General features: G+C 47.2%; 23 protein-coding genes. 1 reads left to right on the forward strand and 22 read right to left on the reverse strand.

Translation table 11 applies throughout. The features are described from left to right. Positions 1 to 28: 28 nt before the first annotated feature. The 9 genes from ONV78_RS06085 to ONV78_RS06125 form a co-directional block, all read right to left on the reverse strand. Positions 29 to 391, reverse strand: coding sequence for a phasin family protein (locus ONV78_RS06085; protein ID WP_127969801.1), 363 nt, complete (start codon positions 389 to 391; stop codon positions 29 to 31). Between the two features lie 385 nt (positions 392 to 776). After that, positions 777 to 1,931: an MFS transporter gene (locus tag ONV78_RS06090; RefSeq protein WP_216735801.1), complete on the reverse strand. Its 1,155-nt coding sequence runs from the start codon at positions 1,929 to 1,931 to the stop codon at positions 777 to 779. A 235-nt stretch (positions 1,932 to 2,166) separates the two neighbouring features. Beyond that, positions 2,167 to 3,282: a chorismate synthase gene (gene aroC / locus ONV78_RS06095; protein ID WP_279501916.1), complete on the reverse strand. Its 1,116-nt coding sequence runs from the start codon at positions 3,280 to 3,282 to the stop codon at positions 2,167 to 2,169. Between the two features lie 48 nt (positions 3,283 to 3,330). Then, positions 3,331 to 4,236 (reverse strand): 50S ribosomal protein L3 N(5)-glutamine methyltransferase, encoded by a 906-nt coding sequence (prmB, locus tag ONV78_RS06100; protein ID WP_279501918.1) that lies wholly within the window; start codon positions 4,234 to 4,236, stop codon positions 3,331 to 3,333. A 53-nt stretch (positions 4,237 to 4,289) separates the two neighbouring features. After that, positions 4,290 to 5,336 (reverse strand): patatin-like phospholipase family protein, encoded by a 1,047-nt coding sequence (locus ONV78_RS06105; protein WP_279501920.1) that lies wholly within the window; start codon positions 5,334 to 5,336, stop codon positions 4,290 to 4,292. 34 nt (positions 5,337 to 5,370) lie between these two features. Next, positions 5,371 to 6,264, reverse strand: coding sequence for a DUF4892 domain-containing protein (locus tag ONV78_RS06110; RefSeq protein ID WP_279501921.1), 894 nt, complete (start codon positions 6,262 to 6,264; stop codon positions 5,371 to 5,373). 28 nt (positions 6,265 to 6,292) lie between these two features. Beyond that, complete coding sequence (locus tag ONV78_RS06115; protein WP_279501923.1) at positions 6,293 to 7,138, reverse strand: alpha/beta hydrolase; 846 nt, start codon at positions 7,136 to 7,138, stop codon at positions 6,293 to 6,295. 8 nt (positions 7,139 to 7,146) lie between these two features. Then, a complete protein-coding gene (locus ONV78_RS06120; protein ID WP_279501924.1) occupies positions 7,147 to 7,944 on the reverse strand; it encodes a TatD family hydrolase in 798 nt (265 codons plus the stop codon). An 87-nt stretch (positions 7,945 to 8,031) separates the two neighbouring features. After that, positions 8,032 to 8,382 (reverse strand): PilZ domain-containing protein, encoded by a 351-nt coding sequence (locus ONV78_RS06125; protein WP_011396293.1) that lies wholly within the window; start codon positions 8,380 to 8,382, stop codon positions 8,032 to 8,034. Between the two features lie 168 nt (positions 8,383 to 8,550). Between ONV78_RS06125 and ONV78_RS06130 the strand changes: the two genes are divergently transcribed. Continuing rightward, the gene (locus ONV78_RS06130) at positions 8,551 to 9,468 is read left to right on the forward strand and encodes a zinc ABC transporter substrate-binding protein (RefSeq protein WP_279501930.1); all 918 of its coding nucleotides are present in this window, start codon (positions 8,551 to 8,553) and stop codon (positions 9,466 to 9,468) included. A 59-nt stretch (positions 9,469 to 9,527) separates the two neighbouring features. Here ONV78_RS06130 and ONV78_RS06135 read toward each other — a convergent pair whose 3' ends face one another. The 13 genes from ONV78_RS06135 to ONV78_RS06195 form a co-directional block, all read right to left on the reverse strand. Further along, the gene (locus ONV78_RS06135) at positions 9,528 to 10,937 is read right to left on the reverse strand and encodes a mannose-1-phosphate guanylyltransferase/mannose-6-phosphate isomerase (protein WP_279501931.1); all 1,410 of its coding nucleotides are present in this window, start codon (positions 10,935 to 10,937) and stop codon (positions 9,528 to 9,530) included. A gap of 24 nt (positions 10,938 to 10,961) precedes the next feature. Then, the gene (locus ONV78_RS06140) at positions 10,962 to 11,768 is read right to left on the reverse strand and encodes a glycosyltransferase family 2 protein (protein WP_279501933.1); all 807 of its coding nucleotides are present in this window, start codon (positions 11,766 to 11,768) and stop codon (positions 10,962 to 10,964) included. A gap of 149 nt (positions 11,769 to 11,917) precedes the next feature. Next, on the reverse strand, positions 11,918 to 13,021 hold the full coding sequence (locus tag ONV78_RS06145; RefSeq protein ID WP_279501934.1) for an acyltransferase: 1,104 nt from the start codon (positions 13,019 to 13,021) through the stop codon (positions 11,918 to 11,920). Positions 13,022 to 13,093: 72 nt separating this feature from the next. Beyond that, on the reverse strand, positions 13,094 to 15,289 hold the full coding sequence (locus ONV78_RS06150) for a glycosyltransferase (protein ID WP_279501935.1): 2,196 nt from the start codon (positions 15,287 to 15,289) through the stop codon (positions 13,094 to 13,096). Between the two features lie 44 nt (positions 15,290 to 15,333). Beyond that, the gene (locus ONV78_RS06155; protein WP_279501937.1) at positions 15,334 to 16,293 is read right to left on the reverse strand and encodes a hypothetical protein; all 960 of its coding nucleotides are present in this window, start codon (positions 16,291 to 16,293) and stop codon (positions 15,334 to 15,336) included. A 61-nt stretch (positions 16,294 to 16,354) separates the two neighbouring features. Next, the gene (locus ONV78_RS06160) at positions 16,355 to 17,743 is read right to left on the reverse strand and encodes an ABC transporter ATP-binding protein (protein ID WP_279501939.1); all 1,389 of its coding nucleotides are present in this window, start codon (positions 17,741 to 17,743) and stop codon (positions 16,355 to 16,357) included. After that, positions 17,733 to 18,557, reverse strand: coding sequence for an ABC transporter permease (locus tag ONV78_RS06165; RefSeq protein ID WP_279501940.1), 825 nt, complete (start codon positions 18,555 to 18,557; stop codon positions 17,733 to 17,735). The genes ONV78_RS06160 and ONV78_RS06165 overlap by 11 nt, the downstream gene beginning before the upstream one ends. 6 nt (positions 18,558 to 18,563) lie before the next feature. Then, on the reverse strand, positions 18,564 to 19,469 hold the full coding sequence (gene rfbD / locus ONV78_RS06170; protein ID WP_279501942.1) for a dTDP-4-dehydrorhamnose reductase: 906 nt from the start codon (positions 19,467 to 19,469) through the stop codon (positions 18,564 to 18,566). Then, a complete protein-coding gene (gene rfbC, locus ONV78_RS06175) occupies positions 19,470 to 20,006 on the reverse strand; it encodes a dTDP-4-dehydrorhamnose 3,5-epimerase (protein WP_279501944.1) in 537 nt (178 codons plus the stop codon). Positions 20,007 to 20,017: 11 nt separating this feature from the next. Beyond that, the gene (gene rfbA, locus ONV78_RS06180; protein WP_279501946.1) at positions 20,018 to 20,890 is read right to left on the reverse strand and encodes a glucose-1-phosphate thymidylyltransferase RfbA; all 873 of its coding nucleotides are present in this window, start codon (positions 20,888 to 20,890) and stop codon (positions 20,018 to 20,020) included. A gap of 91 nt (positions 20,891 to 20,981) precedes the next feature. Then, the gene (gene rfbB / locus ONV78_RS06185; protein WP_279501948.1) at positions 20,982 to 22,043 is read right to left on the reverse strand and encodes a dTDP-glucose 4,6-dehydratase; all 1,062 of its coding nucleotides are present in this window, start codon (positions 22,041 to 22,043) and stop codon (positions 20,982 to 20,984) included. Positions 22,044 to 22,200: 157 nt separating this feature from the next. After that, on the reverse strand, positions 22,201 to 24,117 hold the full coding sequence (locus ONV78_RS06190; protein WP_279501950.1) for a nucleoside-diphosphate sugar epimerase/dehydratase: 1,917 nt from the start codon (positions 24,115 to 24,117) through the stop codon (positions 22,201 to 22,203). A 1-nt stretch (position 24,118) separates the two neighbouring features. Beyond that, positions 24,119 to 25,138 (reverse strand): glycosyltransferase family 4 protein, encoded by a 1,020-nt coding sequence (locus ONV78_RS06195; RefSeq protein WP_279501951.1) that lies wholly within the window; start codon positions 25,136 to 25,138, stop codon positions 24,119 to 24,121. Positions 25,139 to 25,219: the final 81 nt, after the last annotated feature.

Here is a 25,219-nt window from a genome sequence, read left to right on the forward strand (position 1 = left end):
TTTATCTTGGAAAGTCTATGATTCGCTGTCAGGCGCCGGTTTTACCGGCTGGTTTATCAGCGCCGTTGCGTGAGGTGGCGAGAATTTTCTCAACTTCATCTTTGAACTCAATGCCCATGTCGCCCAGCACTTTCATGTCTTCAACCCACTTCTTGCTGATTTCGCTGGCGAGCTCCGCCTGGCCGGCGGCGAAGTTTTTCAGAGACTCCACATCCTTGATGTCTGCGATATCCTTCCATTGTTTCATGGTCAAATCTGCGTAGGACTTGGCCGCATCCATCTGGAACTCAGCGACTCTTTCCAGGTTGGACACAACCAGAGAGCCGATTTTCCCAACCGGTTCATACATGTGTTTTGCTTGGTCAGCAAAGTTCCCGAAGTATGATTGCATAGTAATCACCCAAATATTCCTGATTGGTTTGAACGTAACTACCCTGTCCCGGCGACAACAAACTCCCTGCTGGGCAGAAGTATTTTATTGCCATATCTGAAACTTCACAGCAAAAAATTGCGCTCTATTCCAGGGCGACTGCTTACAGCCGTTAGCCCAGTGTAGAGCGGCGACCTGTCAGCGCCGTTGATGCAAGTCAAAGCTCACGGCTAATCGCGAGCCCGTTTCAACGCCATTCCGTCAGGCTGACAAAAATAGTAGAAACATCCTCCCGCCCCCTGCAATACGACTATCCGCCAGCCATCAGCGCATCGGAGACAGCTGGCGGCGGTCTTGGCGTCACTTCAGAGGAAGGCCAGCCCAGGCTGCGCAACGCAGCGGAAGGTCAGTCCCATAACGCACCAAGATTACGGCGTTTAAGTATCAAAATTATTGCAGAAAGAAGACAAACGCCTGCGGCGGCGAGAAAGGTAAAGGTAGCGCCCAGGGGATCATAAATCGCGCCGCTGACATTGGCGCCAATCGCTCCGCCAACGCCAAAGCTGACCGCGCTGTACATCGCCTGCCCCTGCCCTGCATATTCTTTAGGGAAAGCGCGATGAACAAACTCAATCGCTGCGGCGTGCAAACCGCCAAAACTGGCTGCGTGCAGGGCCTGAGTCAACACCAGCACCCACCAGTGCTCCGCCAGCAACGCCACCCCCGACCAGCGTAGCGCCGTCAGCAACAGGCAGCTGACCACGATGACATACAGCGAATAGCGGCCCAGCAGGCGGTGCATCGCGGAAAACAACAGTATTTCCGCCACCACGCCCACGCTCCAGAACAGACCAATCATGGTCATGTCGTAGCCCAGCGATTTCAAATAAATACTGAAGAAGGTGTAAAACGGGCCGAAAGAAATCTGCCCAAGGCAGGCGATAAAGAAAAACAACAGAATCGAGCGATTCTTCAACAGCCCCAGAAAGCCGGTAAACCCCGCTGACTCCACCTTGCCGGTATCGCCGCGAATAATACAGGCGCTTAGGAAAATACCCACCAAAAGCGCCAGCAATAGCCAAGGCAACAACGCCACCGAATACAGATTGAACAAAGCGCCGAAACTGGTGACGGAGACGACAAAGCCAATGGAGCCCCACAGGCGCACAGAGCTGTAACGCGCCCTTTCGTCGCCCAGGTTATGCAGTGTGACCACCTCAAACTGCGGCAGCACTGCATTCCAGAAACAACTAAACAAGGTCATCAGCAGCGCATGCCACCAGAAACCTTGAATGATCAGCAACCCAGCGAAAAAGAAGGTGGCGCAGGCGCTGCCCATACGGATCATTAAAAGTCGTTTGCCAGTGGCGTCCGCAATCCAGCCCCACAGGTTAGGCGCCAGGATACGGGTCAGCATGAGGATAGACATGAGTTGCCCGACCTCCAGCGCATCGAAACCGACATGCTCTAGATAAACCGGGAAGTAAGGCGAGATGCCGCCCACCAGGGCGAAATAGAAAAAGTAGAAGCCCGCGAGCTTCCATATGGGCTCTCTGGTCACGAGATATCCGTTTGTCAGGTTACAACTGATGACAAGACGCAGACTCTGCAATGAGAAGCCGCGCCAATACTTTCAACCTAAGGCGTCATCCTTTCATCAAGGCTGACCGGGGCGCACAGGCCCCGACATTCCGGGAGCAATTAGGCTCTGAGGCATAAGCCGCTCCTGACTTCCCTGCAGGAACAATCGCCTCATACGCCTTGCCTGTATCTGGATATCGACGACAACGCGTCGCTTAGTCTTGCGCCTTCGCCCGCGCAATGGCGGCGATATCAGGCGTGCCCACTTTAACGTCCGCGTTCTGTCCGCGATGACGCAGCAAGTGATCCATCAGCACCATGGCCATCATGGCTTCCGCAATCGGCGTGGCGCGAATGCCCACACAGGGATCGTGACGCCCGGTGGTGATCACCTCTACAGGATCGCCATTCACATCAATGGACTGACCCGGCAGACGCAGACTGGAGGTTGGCTTGAGCGCCATGTGAGCGATCACGTCCTGGCCGCTGGAGATGCCGCCTAACACGCCGCCTGCGTTGTTGCTCAGGAAGCCTTCCGGCGTCATCTCATCGCGATGTTCCGTGCCTTTCTGCTCGACCACGTCAAACCCGGCTCCTATCTCGACGCCCTTAACCGCATTGATACTCATCAGAGCATGCGCCAGATCCGCATCCAGACGATCAAAAATCGGCTCTCCCAAACCGGGAGGAACGCCTTCGGCGACCACGGTGATTTTAGCGCCGATTGAGTCGCCTTCTTTGCGCAAGGCGTCCATGTACTTTTCCATTTCCGGAATCTTATCCGCATCCGGACAAAAGAAAGGGTTGTCGTTGACGATAGACCAGTCCACTTTCTCGACTTTGATCGGTCCCAGCTGAGACAGATATCCGCGAATGCGAACGCCATAGACAGTCTGCAAGAACTTCTTGGCGATAGCCCCGGCGGCCACCCGCATGGCGGTCTCGCGAGCGGAGCTGCGACCGCCGCCGCGATAGTCGCGCACGCCATACTTGTGCCAGTAGGCGTAATCCGCATGCGCCGGACGGAACTGGTCTTTGATGTTGGAATAGTCTTTGGATTTCTGGTCGGTATTTTCGATTAACAGACCAATCGGCGTACCGGTGGTTTTTCCCTCAAATACGCCCGACAGAATGCGCACCTGATCCGGCTCTCTGCGCTGCGTCGTGTGGCGGGAGGTTCCCGGCTTGCGGCGATCCAGGTCAACCTGCAGATCTTCTTCCGTCAGCGGCAATCCTGGAGGGCAACCGTCAACGATGCAGCCCAGCGCCAGGCCGTGACTTTCGCCGAAGGTCGTGACCGTGAATAACTTGCCAAATGTATTTCCAGACATAGGGGTATATCACTTTTTGCAATTTGAAACTTAATCGACGGCCGTCGCCTATAACAGTTCGCGACAGCCGAGCAAATCGTCTTTAGTCATGACGAAAACGCCGTCTCCGCCATTCTCGAATTCAGGGAAGATGAACATGATCTCCGGATAGGAGTTCTGCAGCGCTTCCATACTGTTGCCGACTTCACACACCATGAACCCGCCATTGCTTAAGAAGTCTGCGGCGCGAGCGAGAATAATCCGCGCAGCGTCCAGACCATCCGCCCCGGAAGCCAGCCCCAGCTCGGGCTCATGCAGATATTCCGGCGGCAGGCTGTCCATATCCGGCTTGTCGACATATGGAGGGTTGGTGAGGATCACATCGAATTCGCCATGCAGCGCGTCGAACATGTCTGACTCCACTACTTTACAGCGATCCCCCAGGTGATGCCGGGCCACATTTTTACGCGCCACTTCCAGAGCCAGCGGGGAGATGTCCGCCAGTACGACTTCCGCTTCAGGGAATACGTGCGCCGCCGCGATGCCAATACAGCCGCTGCCGCAGCACAAATCCAGAATACGTAGCGGAGGCTGTTCAAGCCAGGGTTGCAGATCATTTTCCAGCAGCTCTGCAATGGGAGAGCGAGGAATCAGGACGTCCTGAGTGATATGAAACGGTAATCCCATGAACCAGGCTTCGCCCAGAATATATGGCGTGGGAATACGCTGCAGCACGCGCTTGCCGATGGCTTCGGCCAAGGCCAGCTTTTCGTGATCCACAAGACGAGCGTCCAGCATGCTGGCGTCCACGTCCCAGGGAAGGTGCAACGAACCTAACACCAGATGCACCGCCTCATCCCAGGCGTTGTCCGTGCCATGGCCAAAAAACAGTTCTTCCTGATTAAAACGGGACCAGGCATAACGAATAAAATCACGAATTGTCTGCAACTGCAGGAAAGACTCTGGTTCGAACACAGCACACCTCAGAAAAAATGGAGCCCTATTATAGCGACGCTTGGCGGCCGCGCCTAACCGGATTCAACGCCATTCCCCTCTAACTTGCCTTCTTTGGCGAGTTTGTCCAGGGTGCGCTCGGCGATTTCCCGGCCCAGTTGAATTAATTCCGGAGCTTTATGGTACTCAAAGGTACGACATACGCCCTTGGGAATATTGATCAGAATATCCGGCGGATACCCCGCCAGTTTGTATTGCGTCAACGAACTCTGCATCGCCTCGAAAGACAAGTTCATAATGTCGAACTTGCCCAGACTGAGCCGGGTCTCCATAACGTCATCCGTCGACGCTTCATCTTCAGTACTCACCGCTTCCGCGCCGCCGGCGCTGTTCGGCGTCGGCTCGCCTATCGCTGGCGCGCCAGGGGGCGAAGCTACAGCATCGGAAAGCGCCTCTTCTTCCCGATCAAAGAACTGCGAGGCTTTTTCCCACACGCCCGCAACCCATTCCTCAAATCGGCGATCCTGCTTGATCTCCGTTTTTTCATAGAGTTTTTTCTCAGCCTGATAATCGTAATAACTGAGATTGACCGCAATGATGTAGTCGGCGTGAGCGGAGATGGTGGGAATGATCGGCAAGGGGTTCAAGAGACCACCGTCCACCAGGACGCGATCTTTAATGATTTCCGGAGTCAGCAGGCTGGGAATAGCGACTGAAGCCCTGATGGCCTGATGCAACGGCCCTTCCTGAAACCACACCTCTTTTTGATGCAACAGATCTGTAGCTACGGCAGTGTAAGCGATCGGCAAATCCTCTATACGAATGTCGCCAATCAACTCCCGCACCACGGAAAAAACTTTCTCTCCCCGAATGGCGCCTGGGGAAGACAGGGAAATATCCAGCAGGCGCAGTACGTCAAACTGATCCAGCCCGGTAGCCCAGTCTTTGAACTCTCTCAGCTTGCCCGCCGCATAGATGCCGCCAACCAACGCCCCCATTGAGCACCCGGAGAGCGCAACAATGTTATAGCCGCGTTCCAGCAGCACCTCAATCACGCCAACATGCGCATATCCGCGCGCGCCACCGCTACCTAACACCAACGCTACTGTTTTCGCCGCCATAACCGATCATTCGCTCCAAGTCTTGGTTATGCGCTCAGGAAGCCGCATCAACCGTATGTATCTCCAGATAACTGGCGCTCTCCGCAAAATCCTCTTCATCCGCAAAGGGCCCTATCACAATCAGGCGAATTGAGCCGGAGGGAATCGCCTGCTGCGTCAAATACACGCGAAACCTGCGGGCGAGGTCGGCGGCGTGCTCATAATTTTCAACGTCCGTGCGCTTTGATGAGTGACTGTAAGAGGCGATAAATATTTGGAAGTCTGCAGGCTTCGCCCTCACTTTGCTCAGCCAGACGCCCAGTTTGTCATTCAAAGAACTCGGTCGTTCCAGATCAGCTTCGTCAATGGTGATCTGCTCCCGCTTGCGCGCTTGCATAGCGACTTCAGCGTTGTTCAGCTCAACCAGCTCTACATGCGCAAACACTCGCTGGTTGGCGCGGCGCACCGTATAAATCGCCACCGCATAAGCTGCGTCCTGCGCCTGAAAGGTGGCGGCAAGATACTGCTGATAATCATCCAATCCATATAGATAAGAACGCTTGAAAATCACGTTCGCCCAATCATTGCTGCGCCCACAATCGCGGCCTTCGCAGCGATACAAAATGTTCGCATTCAGTCGCTGCAGCGCTTTGAGATAATGCTGCATCACTTCCCTTGGTTCATGCACCTGTGGAATCTCATATGACTTCTGCGTCAGTTGACCGCTAACCCGCTCCTCTTTTTCTGGTCTAGCGACGCTGCCGAGAGACGCTAACGGGCCTGTCGCCAAGCGATACTCTGGCGCATTCACCGCACGATCGCCAACCACGTCCGCCAGGGGAAACAGAGGCAACAACTCCTCCACGCGACTCCCTGCGGCCGCGATCGCCACCTGGCTAAACGCCGCCCACAGGACCCACAACAAGCGCAAACTGTCTTTTTTCTTCATTATTTATCCGTATCGTATGCGTCCAGGATCAACGCAAAAAATCATCGATGATTTGCGCAAGACCGTCGACATCTCCATCCATATGCAAGTGGTGACCGCCACGAAGAGTTTCTTTTCTCGCCGCCGCCAAGGCGTCAATCCGCGCGTTTTTCTCAGAATCGAGCGAAATAAACCCCTTATCCCCCGCCACCAGCAAAGTTGGCGTCAAAATGGAGCGCAGATAAGCGTTCACCTGCTCTTCACTGAAACGCAAGTATGAGGGCCAACGCAAGCGCGCATCCGTACGCCATACCCAGCCGTCCCTCACCGGCTGAATGTTACGCTCCACCAGAATGCGGGAGGCTTCCGCCGACAGCCCGCCAAAGCCGCGCTGCCGGTCTTCCACTAATTTCTCAATGGTATAATAGACCTTTTTCTGACCTGATTTGGTGCGGGTTTTAGCCAAGGCTTTACTTAGATTAGCGGGAACTTCATTGGGAGTCGCAGCAACCGGCCCCAAAGCCTCGATCAGTATCAATCGGGCAATACGATCCTGGGCCGCCGCCGCATATAACGAGCTGATCACCGCGCCTAATGAATGCCCTAACAAAATAGGACGATTCCATCCGAGAGCGATAAGCGCCTGATCCACCTCATGGAGATAATCCAGCAAATGGTAGCTGGCCCCAAGTGGTCGATGCTGGCTGTAGCCGTGACCAGGCAGATCCACAGCGACGACCTCATAGCCAGCGGCGGCTAAGCGAGGAGCCAGAAAGGAAAATGACGCGGCGTTATCCAACCACCCATGCAGCGCCAGAATTTTATTCGGCTGCCCCTCCCCCCAACGTAACGCCGCCAGTTTAATATGGGGAAGTTGCAGGGTCAGTTCATCCATGGCGTACTTCAGCTACCCTCAGCGCTTTGTCGCGTTTTGAATAAGCGATGAAAGTTGTCGGTGGTCGCTTGCGCCGTCTTATCCAAAGACAACCCCTTCAAATCCGCCACACATTGAGCAACTTCCAGCACCCACTGGGGCTGGTTGCTTTTGCCTCGATAAGGAACAGGCGCCAGATAAGGAGAGTCGGTTTCCACCAGCAAGCGCTCTATCGGCGTCTGTTTGACCACCTCTCGCAGCTCTTCCGCATTGCGGAAGGTGATAATGCCGGAAAACGAAATATAGAAATCCAGATCTAACGCGGCTCTCGCCATATCCCAACTTTCGGTGAAGCAATGCAAAACCCCCTGCAGTCCTTTAGCTGAGTATTTTCTCAACAGGTGAAGCGTATCTTCCCGCGCCTCCCGAGTATGCACGATGACCGGCTTGCCGATATCGCACGCCACACTCAATTGCTTTTCAAACATTTCCTGTTGGTTGGCTTTGCTGTCCTGATCGTAGTAGTAATCCAGCCCGCACTCGCCAACAGCTACCACCTTATCGCCGGACATCGCCAGCTGCGTAAGGTGATCAGTGCTCAAATCCGCCGCGTTCATTTTGGCTAATGGGTGAACGCCCGCAGAACACCAGACATCGTCGTAAGCCTGGGCGATACGGTAGACGTCATTGAAGTTATCCAGGTCGATATCAACACAGAGGAAACCGGATACACCACGCGCTCGCGCCTGGTTCAAAGCGACGGTCAAATCGCCGTCGGCCTGGGACAGATCAATACGATCCAAATGACAATGGGAATCTATCAACATCTTTAAGTGTGGTCTGTAGAAAAAGGAATTGGCTCAGAGCATGAGGCCGAATCAGCCGGCCTCCGGCATAACCTGAACGGCGCGCAATCACATAGTATGCGTCGGGCGGTCGGAGTTCAACGCTCCGGCAAGATAGGTCTCGATCTTGTTCTTCGCTGTCTCATCATCGCTGTTAAACTGTACGCCTATACCAGCTGCACGGTTTCCTTGAGCGCCCTTGGGCGTCACCCAGACAACTTTACCCGCCACCGGAATCTTTTCCGGCTCATCCATCAGATTCAATAACAGAAAGACTTCATCGCCCAATTGATAGTTCTTTGAGGTAGGAATAAACAGACCGCCATTACGAACAAAAGGCATGTAAGCAGCATAAAGCACTGCTTTGTCTTTTATGGTTAACGTCAATATGCCACTGCGAGCACCAAATTTTGGAGGCATAGTATTCTATTCCCTTGATTTTCGTTCTAAGACAAGCATATACCAATTTTATCAAACTCGCGCAGAGTTTAGCGCAATAGCTATCAAATGCCTCGGGTTATTTGTATAATGTTATGTTATAACCTTTCCGGAAACTCTCAAGGCGTAACGCCGTATCATTCAAAAGTCATGCAGTTAATCATTCGTTCGCTATCGCATTTTTTCCAGGCGCTGTTATTGCTCTGCCTGTTCACCATGCCCGTTCAAGCGGGAGAAAAAATCAAAGTACTCACGTCAATCAAGCCATTGAGCCTGATCGTCAATGAAGCATTCGGCGACGCCGTGCAAGTGGACTATTTGCTCCCGCCAATGGCCAGTCCCCACATGTATCAGCTCAAACCCAGCGATGCGCGACGGCTGCAGGCGGCGGACGTGTTTCTATGGGTGGGGCCGGAGCTGGAGCGATTTCTTCCGAAAATCCTGGAGAAATACATACAGCTGGAGAAAGTGGACGCCCTCAGTTATCTGGAGAGCAGCCAGGATACGCTACTGCTGGCGTTTAATCAGTCAAAACACAGCGACTCCCATGATCACAGCCACGATGGAGCGCACGACCCTCATGTCTGGCTGAGCGCGAATGTAGCTGGAGCCATCGCCTTGGACCTGGCGGAGACGCTCTCCCGGATAGGCCCCATCGGCGCCGATTACCAGGCGTTGGCTAGAAAATATCAAACACAGATGCGGGAGCTGGCTGACGCTTCGCAAATGGCTGCGCAGCAGCTTAATAACAGGAACCTGCTTACCTATCACAATGGGTTTAATTATTTCGCCAATGAGTTAAGTCTGAATGTCGTGGATGTCGTGGCGCTGCAACCTGAAACCTCTCCTGGCGCCCGCCATCTCTCGGATATCAAGGCCAAAGCTATCTCTTTGCAAGCCTGCATCGTGGTCGAACCACAGTATCGAGCCTCAGCCATAGACCGTTTTTTCACAATCCCTAACCTGGCGATCACTGAAATAGATCCTATGGGAAGCGAATACACAACGTATTCAGACTACTATCGGGGAATGGTGAAGAGAGTGCTGGAATGCCTGAGCAGCCACTGAGCTGCGACTATTGAGTAGATCGTAAAAAAGCGCACCCTCTGGTGCGCTTCAGTCTTGGCTTACGATCGTCCGTACGTATCTTCAAAGCGCACAATGTCATCTTCACCGAGATAACTTCCTGTCTGCACTTCAATGAGCTCAAGCGGAATCACCCCTGGATTCTCCAAGCGATGCACAACGCCTAACGGAATATAGGTAGATTGATCTTCACTCAATAGCATGACTTCATCGCCGCGGGTGACGCTTGCGGTTCCCTTCACTACCACCCAGTGCTCTGCGCGATGATGATGTTTTTGCAGGGAAAGCGTGCCGCCAGGATTCACTACAATGCGTTTTACCTGGAAGCGATCGGATATCGCGATGCCCTCGTAAGTCCCCCAGGGACGGTGCACCTTCTTGTGGAAGCGGTGCTCAGCGCGGTTCTGCTGCTTGACCTGCGCCACCAGCTTCTTAACATCCTGCACACGCTCTTTGTCCGCTACCAGCACCACGTCATCCGTTTCAACAATCACGTGATTTTTCAGGCCAATCGCTGCGATCAGGCGACCTTCGGAATGGATATAAGAGCCTTCCACATCTTCAGTGATTACATCGCCGCGACACACATTGCCGGACGCGTCTTTATCTTGAATCTCCCACAGCGTCGACCAGGAGCCCACATCGCTCCATCCCGCATCCAGAGGAATCACGACTGCGTCGGACGTCTTTTCCATCACCGCATAGTCAATGGAGTCATCCGGGCAATCAGAGAACGCCTGCTTGTCCACGCGCACAAAGTCCAAATCAGAGGACTTGCCAGCATAAGCTTTAGTACAAGCCTCGTAGATGTCCCCCCGGAACTTTTTCAGCTCTTCCAAGTAACGATCCGCACGGAACATGAACATGCCGCTGTTCCAGAAATAGTTTCCAGAATCCACGTAACTCTTGGCCGTATCCAGATCCGGCTTCTCAACAAACTGCTCTACCGGAGCCCAGTCTTTGTCGCCAACATCCGCTTTGATATACCCGTAACCCGTATGCGGGGAATCCGGTACGATACCAAAGGTCACCAACTTCCCTTGCGCAGCCGCCTGCTCACCAGTACGCACCACATCAGCAAATGCTTGCACATTGCGAATAACATGATCCGCCGGCAGCACCAATAATACCGCTTCCGCATCCGACGCCAGAGCATCCAACGCAGCCAATGCAATAGCTGGCGCAGTGTTTCGGGCGCATGGTTCTAAAAGGATATTTTTCTTTGTGGACGGACACTGCACCTGCAATGTAGCCGCCACCAGGAAGCGATGATCTTCGTTGGAGACCACGCTTAAATGAGCGCCACTATCAACCGCCGCCACTCGGGCGATTGTCTCAGCCAGCAGACTGCCATCTGCCGCCAAACTTAAAAACTGCTTAGGATAGGTTTCTCTGGATAATGGCCAAAGGCGCGTGCCTGAGCCGCCGCAGAGAATGATCGCAGTAAGCATTGCTACTCCCCAAAATTGATAAGGTCAGATCCACTTTAGGCCGTGCTTATGGAAAAATTTAGCAGCAGATACGATAAACATCCTAACGTGCTTCCATCCTTTACGCCCTGCGCCTCCCCCATAATGCTGAATTTTCATTTCCGGCAAATAAACCACTTTACCAACTTTCCCCATCCTCAGCGATAGATCAAAGTCCTCAAAGTATAAAAAAAAGCGCTCGTCAAAACCGCCAACTTTCTTCAAAGCTGAAGTTCGACATAACATAAAACAGCCGCTGACTATTTCGGGAGAAAAGCTGGCTCCAGAGTCAGTCTCGTGTCTGTATTCGTATTCTGATAGTGCGCGGCTAAAACGGGAATTCAACCATGGCGAATTAATAAACCGGAGAAACAGGACTAGAAAGGATGGGTAGCGCTTGCATAGATATTGCGTATCATTTTGCCCGGGAGTTCGAGAGGCTGGCGATATAAGGATTACATCTGATTGATCTTCCAGATATCTCAAACCAAAACCGATAGAATCAACGTCAACAAGCACATCTGGATTCAATATCAAATGATACTTCGATTCCAATATATTTAAAAGTTGATTATTACCCCCTCCATAGCCGCCATTATTACTGGCCTTAATAAAGACCATCTCCGCCCCCCAATCAAGCTCAGAGCACACCTCCTCTAAATTTTGAGGACTAGGCTCCGAATTATCAACCAGGAAAATTATTACATTTTCATTTGAGACGGCAATGGCAATATTTAATGCGCATGCCAGCTCAACCAACAATGATTTTGGGGTATTATACAAAACGATAGAGATAGTAAGCTTAGCATGCATAGTTCAGCAATAAAAACGTTACCAAAGCCTTTTTAAACGTGTAAAACAAGCAGAAAAATGAATATCACACCCGCCTATCAGCTTTAGGTTGTTTATTGTTTTTGAGAAAAAAGAAAGCATCTGACATTCTTCTTTTCCACATACGAGACTCAAGCAACACTTTGACATATTGTCACCCCCCCATTGTACGAGTCAGATTTACGTGTATAAAACGGTTTTTCAACAAACCTCCAGCTAACCCAACTAACAAGCAGAGAGCAAGTAGTAATGAAAAATATCCTGACCAAGTAATGAAAGTCAGAGAGAGAGTTATTTATGAAAATCATAATAACAAGGTGGTATAAGTAAAAACTAAAGCTAATTTCACCTAACTTATCCAACCCGAGAAGACAATAGCTCTTCACACCCTTCATATAAACCAAGCCCAGAATGACACCTCCAAAAGCACCGTACAAAAAAGTTCTCCATAGAACTGAATAAGACCAAACAAACCAATACTCTCCGGAATTCCTCTCAAACATATACAATAAAAAAGCAAGAATAATTAAAGAAACAGCGAGAATACCCCATCTGTATTTTTTAATACTCTCTCCACCAGCCTCCCCATGAAAAACATACGCAACTAAACCACCTATACCAAATGCATCCAGCACCCCAAGCAGCTGAGAGCTTGAAAAAAAGCGCCAATAGGCATCTTGCGGGCCAAATACAAATATAGAATGGCGCCAAACCAGGGAAAGCAGTATCAAAAAAATAGTCAAAGGCAAAAAAAACCTTTTATCTCGAAAAAAAACTGCTAGGCCCAGCATAAGAATATAATAGGGAAATTCAACACCCAATGTCCAATATACCCCATTTATCGACCCCCCCACACCTGGCAAAAAATTATGGGTCATCGTCAAATGCATGAAGACATTAGCCACTAGGTATTCATCAGCACTAAAGCCACTCCTAAAAAAAAGAGACAACAAAACGATAATGAATAAAGAAACTAGATACGCGGGATAAATCCTTTGAATCCTCGCTCTCATAAAAAAAATTGGACTCCATTCTTTAGGTTTTATGATAGCAAGAACAATAAAAAAGCCACTTAAAACGTAAAAGAGATCTACGCCAAACATACCCAATATAGGCCAGCCTGAAAAAAAAGCCGCCCCCTCTGGTACCACCTTCAACTCATATATGTGATACAGAAAAACAGAAAAAACAGCTATTCCTCTGCATGCGTCAAGGGAAGCAACACGACTAGACATCACCACCCCTTAGCTTTCGCACAGCTTATATAAGTCAAAAGAAAGCAGATAGCAGCGATTTTAGCATAAAAGTCAACCTCCACCTTTAACCACCTCATGAATAGGTTTCGTAGATAATCTTCGCTTAATATAACGTTGCAATTTAAAGGGTATATACGATGATACCACCCTAAAGATGGGTAGCATTCTAAGCCTCCACAACCACAGTACAACAGTATCTCCTCGGCTGTTCTGCATCGACTTCTTAGCTTGGCAACTTAGTGCAACTCGATGCACATTCTTAATGGAGATCTCTCCCTGACCTTTACGAAGCCAACCTTGATCAACATATGCCTTTTTATAAAAGCCATCCCATCTAGTAGCATCCTCATGCTCAGAATATTCAAAACAAGAGCTCCATACTTTAAATATATCTTCCTTCCAGAACTTCACCCAAGATTCAAGAGACATATTCCAGGGAACCACTATGCTACTCTCACGCCCTGACAACCTTTCAGCGAAAGCACCAATATTGGGCGCCACTATAACCGAGTTGGACCTCATAGAAAGACTCAAGGTATAACTGTATGTTTCTGGCCATAAGGCAGGAAACCAAATCACATCTGGATTTATAGAGTCAATTAATTCAGGCACTTCAGCATTGCTATAAGCACCGTGAGTATGAATATTTTTTGACAAAGGCCGAAAGGCATATCCTAAAAGATGAAACTCAATATTATCTGATGACATAAGGTCCGCAACGGACTCTAGCAGCAGCGCCCCTTTCTCTCTGCTAAGCGCGCCTAACACTAATATCTTGAGACCCTTCTGCATGCCAATTTTACGATTAACTTTAGGAACTGTATAATCTTTCTCACTATCCGGATGCCAAGCCACTACAGTATTGTCAAGATTAAATACTTTACAAAATCTATCCTTCGTATCACTCGAAGGGAAAATGACTCTTTTTGCCCGCTCCAACAAGGGTAGCTGATACTCCCTCCAAACCTTTGCAGAGACTGGAATAGGATAGTGGGCAAAGCAAAGCTCGTCTCGAGCCTCATGATCCCCGCAATATATCCCATTACTATCAGTTAATGTTGGATTCCCATTAACATGATAGTAATCATGAACAGTAACATCATAGTCACAATTTAAATCTCTATAGATATCCCAGAGCCTCGTTGGCAACCGCATCGTATGATGAATATGTACGTGCCCTACCCCCATGTATATTAAAAACTCAATCAACTGGGAATACTGAGTTTCAACATCAAATATCAATACATCCTTGACATCTTCAGTCAATGAAAAGGTGAGCTTGACAAACCCTTCTTTTTCCGCCGACAGTCTTAGAAAATGCACTAATCCGCTCAAAGACTGCGCCAACTCTTCTACATGTTGGACTACCCCGCCTCCAAGGCCGTGGTCTAGCAGCAATACTTTGGGTCTATCTAAGTTAGCGATGATTCTCATTAATGCTAATATTCTATATGAAAGGGCGGGATCCCTTCTTATATAAGAACTAACATCTTCCAGGTATTTTGGGTATAGTCTATTAATTATATCAAGCGCCTTTGCCTTTCTTGGATCCTGCTCATCTGAAAAACTAACTCCACCTTTATGATAAACAAAGCAGGCTGTAGAGTGTACATTTCTCCATCCAGATTGGATCGCTCTTTGACACCAATCGTTCTCTTCACCATACCCCTTACCAAAAGTTTCATAATCAAATAAGCCCACAGCATTCAAGCAATCTCTTCGAATGTACATGCAAAAACCAACACCCGTTGGGACATCTATTACATCCGAAGAATCACTTAAACTTGAAAAGAAATGATCCAACTCGGTAACGGATAAACCTAATAGCAAGTCGTTATCATTACAAAAATTAGGAAAGCTACAAATCGTCGCATTATTCGAAAATGGGGTAACAGAGCCTATATCTTTATCTTTATATGCTGCATCTTGAAGCCTAATTAGCCAATTGCTATTTGGGACAACCACATCACTATTTAGAAGCAGAATATCATTATCGCAATTAAGGGCCATCCCTCTATTAACAGTCGCAACGAATCCTAGATTTTCAGCATTTTCGTAAAGAGTAAACAATCCTTTTTCCGCCCCGTCTCTCAAGTAATCCGATAGTTCTTTTTCAGGGGAGCAGTCATTGATTACAATTATTTGCGCGAAGCTTTCCATTGAATCCAGCGCAGACTCTATGCATTCTCTAGTCTCGTCTAGACCGCGATATACAGGAATAACAATATCTACTTTTTTTCTTAACATAATATCAATTTCATTTAATTAGCCAAAAGCAGCCGCAATAAAAATCACTCAAGCCCTTCAATCTTATCCAGCAACAGCTTTTGCTGTCGCAACATACTCAAAAGATAACTATACTTTTCCTCCGCAGAGCTCAATCGCGCACTTAACTCTTGATTCGCTATAACTTCTCTATTGTATCTTAAAAACAACTCTGCCTGCCCATCCAAGATATGCTCTATATTCACGCCCCTATACAGGTCATCCAAGAGAAAGCTTTTATTCACATCAGATTTCATTGAATAGTTAGACAAGTGTGAATACAGCTCTCCACCAAATGGAAACACAACCTTATCTTCAGTGTTCTTGTGATGCCTTAAATTAGCATCAAGGTAGTCCCGCCATCCAGTTCCATCTATATTGAGCCTTACGCCCAAAACAGATTGAAGCGACAAAAAGGAACGAACTGGAGCCAAAAGTAAATCATCAAAATCAATAAACGCAACTGGCATATTTTTTGTCGAAATCAACATAGAGGAGCTATAAATAATCCATAACGCCTCAGATAATGACTGAGGTATTCCGTCTCTTCTATTCAAGGATCTTGCGACCTCAACAGGAGATCTATTTATTATTATTGCGGCTGGAGAAATATCGAGCTCCGACATTACATCAAGCCAAAAAGGGAGCAATAAACACAACCTCGGATCTTTTAAAGCAAAAACTTCTTCCTCGCCAAATACTTCCTTCACAAAATCCAGCGACTCTTTTTTAATGTCGTCAAAAAGCGAAGAAGTCCAGTCAACCTCCAAAAGACCAACTACCGAATACCACGTTTTATTAACACGAGCCAGCAGCCTCTCATTTATATCTACTAGTTTCTTATGCTCCCAAAAGCCCTTCTCGTTAACTCCCGCAATAGGCTCTATAAAATCATCACCAAGATAAAGCCCTAGACAACGCAGCGCTCCAGCTAAAGCAGAAGTACCACTTCTATGCATGCCGAGAATAAAAATTACCTTTCTCATATCGAAGCCTCCTTTCATTTAGAGCACAAACTCTCAAAAGTAAAACTTGCTTCATAGAATGCTATGAAGTCAGCCTCATTTCTGCTTTACATCCGAAATCAACAACACCTGTTGAGAGTCTATTGGATTGTGGAGAAACTCTAAATAATGCAGCATCAATTAATCTATGCAAAAAAGTTTCCTCACCGTTAATTTCACCAACCACTCCTGCATTAATAAAATACGTCCCAGGGTTAAGTAGGCAGCAAAATGAGAACTTTACTTCAACAGTTTGACTACTACCAGCCACACACAGTGAGCCCCCATTCAAGAAGGAAGAAGCAGCCCCTCCCAATTCAAACCCGGACATAGTTTTTATAAGCATACCGAACTTTATATTCTTAAATTCCTTTGAAAAATCCACTTTATAGGTATAGTAATATGTAGCACCTATAGTCAGTATATTAACTCTTTCACCCAGTTCATTATATATTTCAGGAAAACTAATGGCTGCTCCTCGCGCCTCATACTCTATGGTGCTCGTTGGTTTCAAATTCGGGTCAAATGCGTCGTCGCTATAGCTCAAAATTTTAGAGCCAATAGTGGAGCTATTATTAGAAACGTCATTCTCATGCAATTTTAAGACTGGCTCACTTCCCTCCATAGCCACCATACGCCGCACATCCATCCGAGTATCTTCAGGTGCATATAAGAGCTTTTGGTAGTTGGATACGACCTGCTTAGGAGGGCCTGATGTCAACTTTTCTCCATCGTCTATTAGTATCGCCCTATCACAGAGCTCAATAACAGTACCACCTGAGTGGGAGACAAAGAGAATCGTAACTCCTTTTTCACGAATTGATTCTATTTTCGAAAAGCACTTGCGCTGAAAAAGCTCATCTCCAACAGATAAAGCCTCATCAACGATTAATATTTCCGGGTCAACATTAATTGCAACGGAGAAAGCAAGCCTAACAACCATACCGCTGGAGTAGGTTTTAACTGGTTGCTCAATAAAGTCCTCAATTTCCGAAAATCGAACGATATCGTCATATTTTCTATCTATTTCCTTTCTATTTAATCCCAATATTGAGGCGTTCATATAAATGTTTTCACGCCCACTAAACTCAGGATTAAACCCCGACCCCAACTCAAGCAAGGCAGCCACCCTTCCTGCGGTCTTCACACTACCGCTTGTAGGTGTAAGTGTCCCGCAGATCAGCTGTAACAAAGTGGACTTCCCAGAGCCATTCCGGCCTACAATCCCAACCGTTTCACCTTTTTTAACATCAAACGAAACATCTCTTAAGGCCCAAAACTCTCGATAGTATTGCCTTTCACTTAGAGTTGAGAGTTTACGTAGCCTTGGGATAATGAACTGCTTTAACCTATCAGAAGGAGCATTATAAACCTGAAAGCATTTACTTAAGTCTCTAACTGAAATTACCACCTCATTATTATCAAAGGACATCCGCAAACCCTTTTCTTGTTTTTTGAAACCAATAAAAACCCACGAAAAAGACTAGAAACGCCATACAAAAATATATACCAAGGCCATACCAGTCAGGCATCCTCCCCCATATTAAAACCTCGCGACACTGCTCAATAACAAAAGTGAGCGGGTTCAGCATAATTACAGCTCTATATTCTTGCGGCATAGCATTGAGAGGGAAAAATATAGGTGCAAGAAACAATAAAACACTTGTCATAATTCCTACGGCCTGCCCTATATCCCTTACGTAAACACCTAGAGATGAAAGCACCCAGGAACAACCGAGAGCCAGCACGGCTAACGGAAACAAAACAACGATAACAAGGGGTGCGGTCAGATGCACACTTCCATTAACGACATATATGGCAACCAATAGAACAAAAAGGCTTATCAAACAATGAAATAGCGACGCAAGCAGTGCTGAAACAGAAAGAATCTCTAGAGGGAAGACGACTTTTTTAACATAGTTAACATTGGATAATATAATTCCTGGAGAGCGATTTAAAACCTCTGAAAACATCGCATGAACTATCAAACCAACAAAAAGCATTAGGGCAAATTGAGATTTGTCCTGTTCTGCCCCACCCCATTTCGCTTGAAATACCACTGAAAATACAAATGTATAGACCAATAACATAAGCAATGGATGAAAAAAAGACCAAGCAAGCCCAAAGAAGGATCCTTGATAACGACCCACTACATCCTGAATTGTAACCTGGAGAATGAGTTGCCAATTCTTATAGATAGAAAAGAAAATAGATATTGGATAAAGATTCTTTTTAAAACCAGACATATAATCTTAATTAGACTCAGATAGAAACTCTTTAACGCACAGATCACAAGCCTCCTCCCATGAGGGCATGCTAACTTTAAGCCATCGCTCTAGTTTTTCAACGTTTAGACTTGAGAATTCAGGCCTGGCAGCAGGAGTAGGATAAGAGCATGAAGGAATTGGCTTAATATCTCTAAATTTTAGAGTATCTTTTTTATCACCAAACTGTTCATAACGCTCTAATATATATTTTGCAAACCCATACCAAGAAGTCATACCAGAAGATGTCAAATTGTATATTCCTGAATGAAATTCACCTAGTCGTTTTTCATACAAATATTGAGATACGGCAATTCTAGTGGTATTAGCAATATCTCTAGCCCAAGTGGGGGCGCCGAATTGATCAGAAACAACATGAATCTCTTCTCTTTCATATGCAAGCTTAATTATTGTACGTAAAAAGTTGCGTCCTCTAGACGCGTACACCCAGCTTGTCCGAAAGATCAAGTAGTCGCCAGCGACTCGCGCCACACCTTTTTCACCCTCTAATTTACTGCGCCCATAAACATTTATTGGGCATACAGTGTCAGTTTCTGTATATGGAGTGCTTTTTTTCCCATCAAATACATAATCCGTTGAGTAGTGGACAAAGAGCGCATTGAGCCTTTTAGCCTCTCTAGCTAATACTTCTACAGACTCGGCATTGATACGCATAGCTTCAAGCTCATTAGTCTCAGCTTGATCCACCGCTGTGTAAGCGGCCCCATTAACAATTACATCAGGCTCAACTTCTCGTACTAGCCCTGGAAGCAAACTAGGCTTATTAAGGTCGCATTGCTCTCGCTTCAAAGCAACCACGTCACCAAGCGCCGCCAAGCTTCTTGATAGCTCCCATCCAACTTGGCCATTTGCTCCCGTTAATAAAATCTTCACTTAGCCCCCCAGTTCAGCCAACAACGGAAGATCTAGATCTTTTGAAGACAGTTTAGGTGCATCAACTGGCCACTCAATCCCCACATCCGGATCATTCCATATCAAGCCCCCCTCATCTGAGGGGTCGTAATAGTCGGTACATTTGTATTGAAAATCCGCAGTGTCACTCAAGACACAGAAGCCGTGCGCGAACCCAGGAGGCACATAGAACTGAAGATGGTTTTCCCCTGAAAGAATTACAGCTTCCCACTGACCAAAAGTCGGTGAGCCTTTACGCAAGTCCACCGCGACATCAAAGACTTCTCCTTGCGTCACCCTTACCAGCTTACCTTGGGGTTTCGTTTTTTGAAAATGCAAACCTCGTAAGACCCCCCGCCCTGAGCGAGAGTGATTATCTTGTACAAACTCCATATCAATACCAGCCTCTTCGCGATATCTAGCAACTTGATATGTCTCCATAAAAAAGCCACGATGATCACCAAATACTTTGGGCTCAATAATTACAACACCACTTAACTTCGTTCGAATAACTTTCATAATGTATTAATTCAGAATTGTTTTTTGACCAAGCGCATTAAATATTGGCCATAGCCAGTCTTCGATAGTGAGCCGGCTTGCTCCAGCAGCCTTTCTTTAGATAGCCACCCATTATGGAAAGCAATTTCCTCTAAGCAGGCAATTTTAAGACCTTGTCTGGACTCAATTGTTTTTACAAAATGCGCTGCTTCCAACAAGCTGTCATGAGTCCCTGTATCCAACCACGCGAACCCACGCCCAAGTTGAGTAACGTTAAGATCCCCACGCCGAAGATACGCCCGGTTAACAGAAGTAATCTCTAGCTCCCCTCTTTCTGAAGGCCGAACCGACTTTGCGATATCTACAACATCATTGTCGTAAAAATATAATCCCGTCACTGCGTAGTTTGATTTAGGGACTTCCGGCTTTTCTTCAATAGAAACCGCTCGCCCTTGCTGATCAAACTCAACAACACCAAATCTCTCAGGGTCATTCACAAAATACCCAAATACTGTTGCGCCTCTATCTTTATTGGCGGCCATTTTCAACTTATCAGAGAAATGCTCACCGTAGAAAATATTATCGCCCAACACTAAGCAAACACTATCGTCGCCGATAAAGTCTTCGCCAATTATAAAAGCCTGAGCCAGCCCGTCGGGAGAAGGTTGAACGGCATACTCAAATGCAACGCCAAAGTCTCCACCATCTCCCAACATCTTTTTAAAGTATGGCAAGTCATCGGGGGTTGAAATGATAAGAATCTCCCTTATTCCAGCAAGCATTAACACTGAAATAGGGTAATAAATCATCGGTTTGTCGTAGATTGGGAGCAGCTGCTTAGATACCCCCCTTGTAATCGGGTGTAGCCGAGTTCCCGACCCGCCAGCTAAAACAATGCCTTTCATCCTAACTATCTATTCCCCCACCACACTCTAAAGAGCATAACAATTTGTAGTAACTCAATACGCACACTGAATAGCCCTCGCCTACTACCTACTAAATAAGACCCAACCTCTCACCTTTGTATGAGCCATCCAGTACTCTTTGCGACCACAGTCTGTTAGACAAATACCACTCCACGGTTTTCCTTAACCCACTTTCAAAAGTTTCTGCAGGAGACCAACCCAACTTCCTTTGGATCTTCGATGCGTCAATAGCATAACGAATGTCATGACCGGGACGATCTCTTACAAAACTAATCAGCTCTTCGTAGGAGGATACGCCTTGAGGTTTGGCAGGAACCAGCTCTTCTAATAATTGACAAATAGCCCGTACAACTTCGATATTCTTTTTCTCGTTATGACCGCCAATATTGTATGTCTCCCCAACCTCACCTTCAGTCACAACTTTGTACAATGCTGCAGCATGGTCCTCAACGAATAGCCAATCCCTTATTTGATCCCCCTTCCCATAAACAGGCAAAGGCTTACCTTCTAGCGCATTAAGAATCATGAGAGGTATTAGCTTCTCTGGAAAGTGATAAGGACCATAGTTATTAGAACAGTTTGTGACAATTACAGGCAGACCATAGGTGCGCCCCCATGCTCTAACCAAATGGTCTGAACTTGCCTTACTTGCCGAGTAGGGCGAGCTGGGTGCATATGGCGTATCTTCGCGGAAAAGGTCTGTAACCCCATCCAAATCACCAAATACTTCATCTGTAGAGACATGGTGAAAGCGAAATATTTCTTTCCGCTCCGCTGGCAATTGAAGCCAATACTTACGCGCCTCTTCTAATAATGTGTAAGTTCCAACAATATTAGTGTGAATAAAATCATCTGGACCATCAATCGAGCGGTCTACATGTGACTCCGCAGCTAAGTGCATAACCGCATCAGGTTTGTATTGCGAGAATATATCCGCTATTGCTGTTCGATCACAAATATCCGCTCGAACAAACTCATAACGATCGTTACTTTCAACATCAGCCAAGTTATCTAAATTACCGGCATAGGTTAACTTATCAATATTTACAACGCTATCAGCAGTGGAGTTAACAATATATCTAATTACCGCAGAACCAATAAATCCCGCACCGCCGGTTACTAATATCTTCATACTCTATACTCACGATTAATGGCTTAAGCCACATAGACAAGCAAAAACCAGCTAAGCTAAGAAATGCTTAAATCAAATAGCACCTGAGGCTAACAAAAAAAACCATTTTGCAGCTATTGCGACGTTTGAGAATACAACTCCAAAACACCGTTCAGCCTCACTTAACAAGGCCAACCACATTGCCTTGGTATTGGGTCAATGCAACACTTTTATAGCCTTGATCTTGCACAGCATCGCTGCCCACTATTTGAATAAGCAGCTTTTTAACTACCTCCTCCAACTGCGATTCGCATGCATTGTGCAAAGCTACAGCATAGCTATCTATATTAAAGTCTCTCATTTTGGACTGCCTGGCCCGCCAAATGCGACTGTGAGAAGTGCCAAACCCGTCATCTTCGTCAAACAGTTGCTCATGTAGCTTTTCTCCCTGTCGAAGGCCGGTATAAACAATTTCTATATTGCCATCCGGGTTGTCGTCATCCCTAACATCCAACCCCATAAGGTGGACCATCTTGTAGGCGAGATCCTTTATTTTTATGGGCGTTCCCATGTCCAACACAAATACTTCACCGTCACCTTCAGCCATTCCCCCTGCTTGGATCACTAATTGAGCCGCTTCAGGAATAGTCATAAAAAACCTTGTCACATCAGGGTGAGTCACAGTAACCGGCCCCCCCTTCTTGATCTGATCCCGAAACAGCGGAACGACAGATCCGGAGGAACCAAGCACATTGCCAAATCTTACTGAGCAAAATGTCGTATTTGATGGTTTTTCAGCCATCTTTCTTACAATAATCTCCGCTGCCCGCTTGGTCTGCCCCATAACATTTACAGGCTTAACAGCCTTATCTGTAGAAATAAGCACAAATTTTTCTACGCCATAAGTTCTTGCAGCCAAAGCCGCATAATAGGTGCCCAATACATTATTCTTTGCACCCTCAATAGAGTTCCGCTCTACTATAGGAACGTGCTTATATGCCGCAGCATGATATAGAGTATGTATACTGTAATTAGCAACAACGTTTCCGATTAGATCCTTATTAGTGACAGATCCTAGAATAGGAACCAGGTCAACCTTAAGCTTCCGCAGTGCGCAAATGTCCGATAGCACCTTGGAGATTTCATATAACGCAAATTCAGATTGCTCCAGAAGAACCAGCTTTGTTGGTGACAGCCTAATGAGTTGGCGGCACAACTCAGAACCTATCGAACCGCCAGCGCCAGTGACCATGACATTTTTGTGTTGAGCGCACGAAAGCATCAGCTCTATATCAGGCTCAACACAATCTCTTCCCAGCAGATCTTCAATTTCCACGCTTCGAAGCTCTTGAATTTTTGATTTACCTTCAATCAAATCTGTAAAACTGGGAATTTTAAGGACCTCCACCGGAAAAGGCTCTAAAAACCGGAGAATAAAACGCTTCGCGCTTTGGGGCGCATCGCTAATAGCCAGTAGAACCTTCTTAACTTTATAGTCCTTGATTAGCTCAGCAAGCTCTGTTGGTGAGTATACATGCAGCCCTTGAACGATACTCCCTTGTTTACGCTTATCATCGTCTACATATAACACTGGCTGATAATCACTACCCTGCGACAAGGCAATAGCCAATTGGACGCCAGCATGACCCGCGCCATAAATAACAACCTTTTCCTTGGGCTTAACTAGCTTATTGTGCAAATAGGCGCGCACTAGCATTCTGGATCCACCGACCATCAGGAGAACAAAACACCAATACATAAAAGGTACGGATCTTGGAATAAACGCCTTAACTAAGAAACCCATGCTCGCCAGCACGAGACCCGAAAATGAAGCTCCAATAAATACAGCCATCATTGCGTGATTGCTCATAAAGCGAATCACCGCTCGGTATAACCCAAGACGAACAAAAAAGAATATACTCGTTGCGATAGTAACACTGATAACGCCGAGCTGCTTTGCGTCGAAATCAAGGTACGCCTCATCTAACCTCAAACTCATCGCAGCCCAAAAGGCGAGAATAATAAACAATGAGTCAGCTATAACAGAAAGACTCCGCTTAGTTCGCCTTGAGGCATTCAATAGTGTTTCCAGCACTTTAACATTCCTCAGCCTTGGAATTTCTAATCAGTTGCCCCCTCGTCGCGGCACACACCAACAGAAGAGGGCTGTATGCCGCTACCACAAAGCCCAACGCCCAATCAGGCATCATGAGAGCGCATAACGCCATAGGAAGCAACCACACCACATTAATAAATATCAATAAATAATTAACTTTACGATGGTCCTGGAACAGCACACTTAACAGTTGGTACAAGTGACTGCGGTGAGGAAGCCAAACCTTTTCTCCGCCCAACAATCTAGTCAGCAAAGTATAAGTTGCATCCGCAATAAAGGCGCCCATCAAAATCAGATAAACGCATACGCCCACTTGAGTCCCTTGTGCACTGATTATTCCGCCTGCGCCAAATAACCACCCCAGAGTAATACTTCCAATATCACCCATGAATATCTTCGCGGGAGCCCAGTTCCAAAACAAAAAACCTAAACAAGACGCAACTACAGTGAAGTTAAGAAAGCCCCATTCATACTCACCACAGTATGCATACATCCCCGCTAGCGATAAGGAAACAAAAATTGCTTCAACAGCGGCAATCCCATCAATCCCGTCCATAAAGTTATACAAGTTTGTTACCCAGACAACCCCCAAGACAACCAACAGAATTAAGGCCCAGCTCACGACATAGGGAGCGCCCCCTACAAGAATCGGGAAACGACCGAAATCACTTACAAAAATAACAAGCACGCAAGCACATGCCAGTTGCGCCAACAAGCGCACTCTAAATCCTAGCCCCCGATGATCATCAATGTAACTTAGCAGCGCCAGGAAAGCTAAGGTGCACCAAAGCACCCAGTGATGCTTGATATCCATAAACGGCAGCACGGCTAGAATACAGACTGTTATAGCAAGGCCACCGCCTCGCGGCGTGGGAATGGAATGAGAGCTACGCTCCCCAGGAATATCGAACACTTTGTTCGCTATCGCATATCGCCTGGCCCAACCAGTTAAAAAATAAGAGGCGACACCCAAGATAAGAGGTAGAAGCAAAGTACCCAAGACTCATTCCACATTGAGTTTAGAACAGTAAAAGGCCAGCCTTCGCTAAAACAGTGGCAGCATGCCAGCGGCGACACACGC

This window comes from Hahella sp. CR1 (assembly GCF_029813005.1).
Classification (GTDB): Bacteria; Pseudomonadota; Gammaproteobacteria; order Pseudomonadales; family Oleiphilaceae; genus Hahella.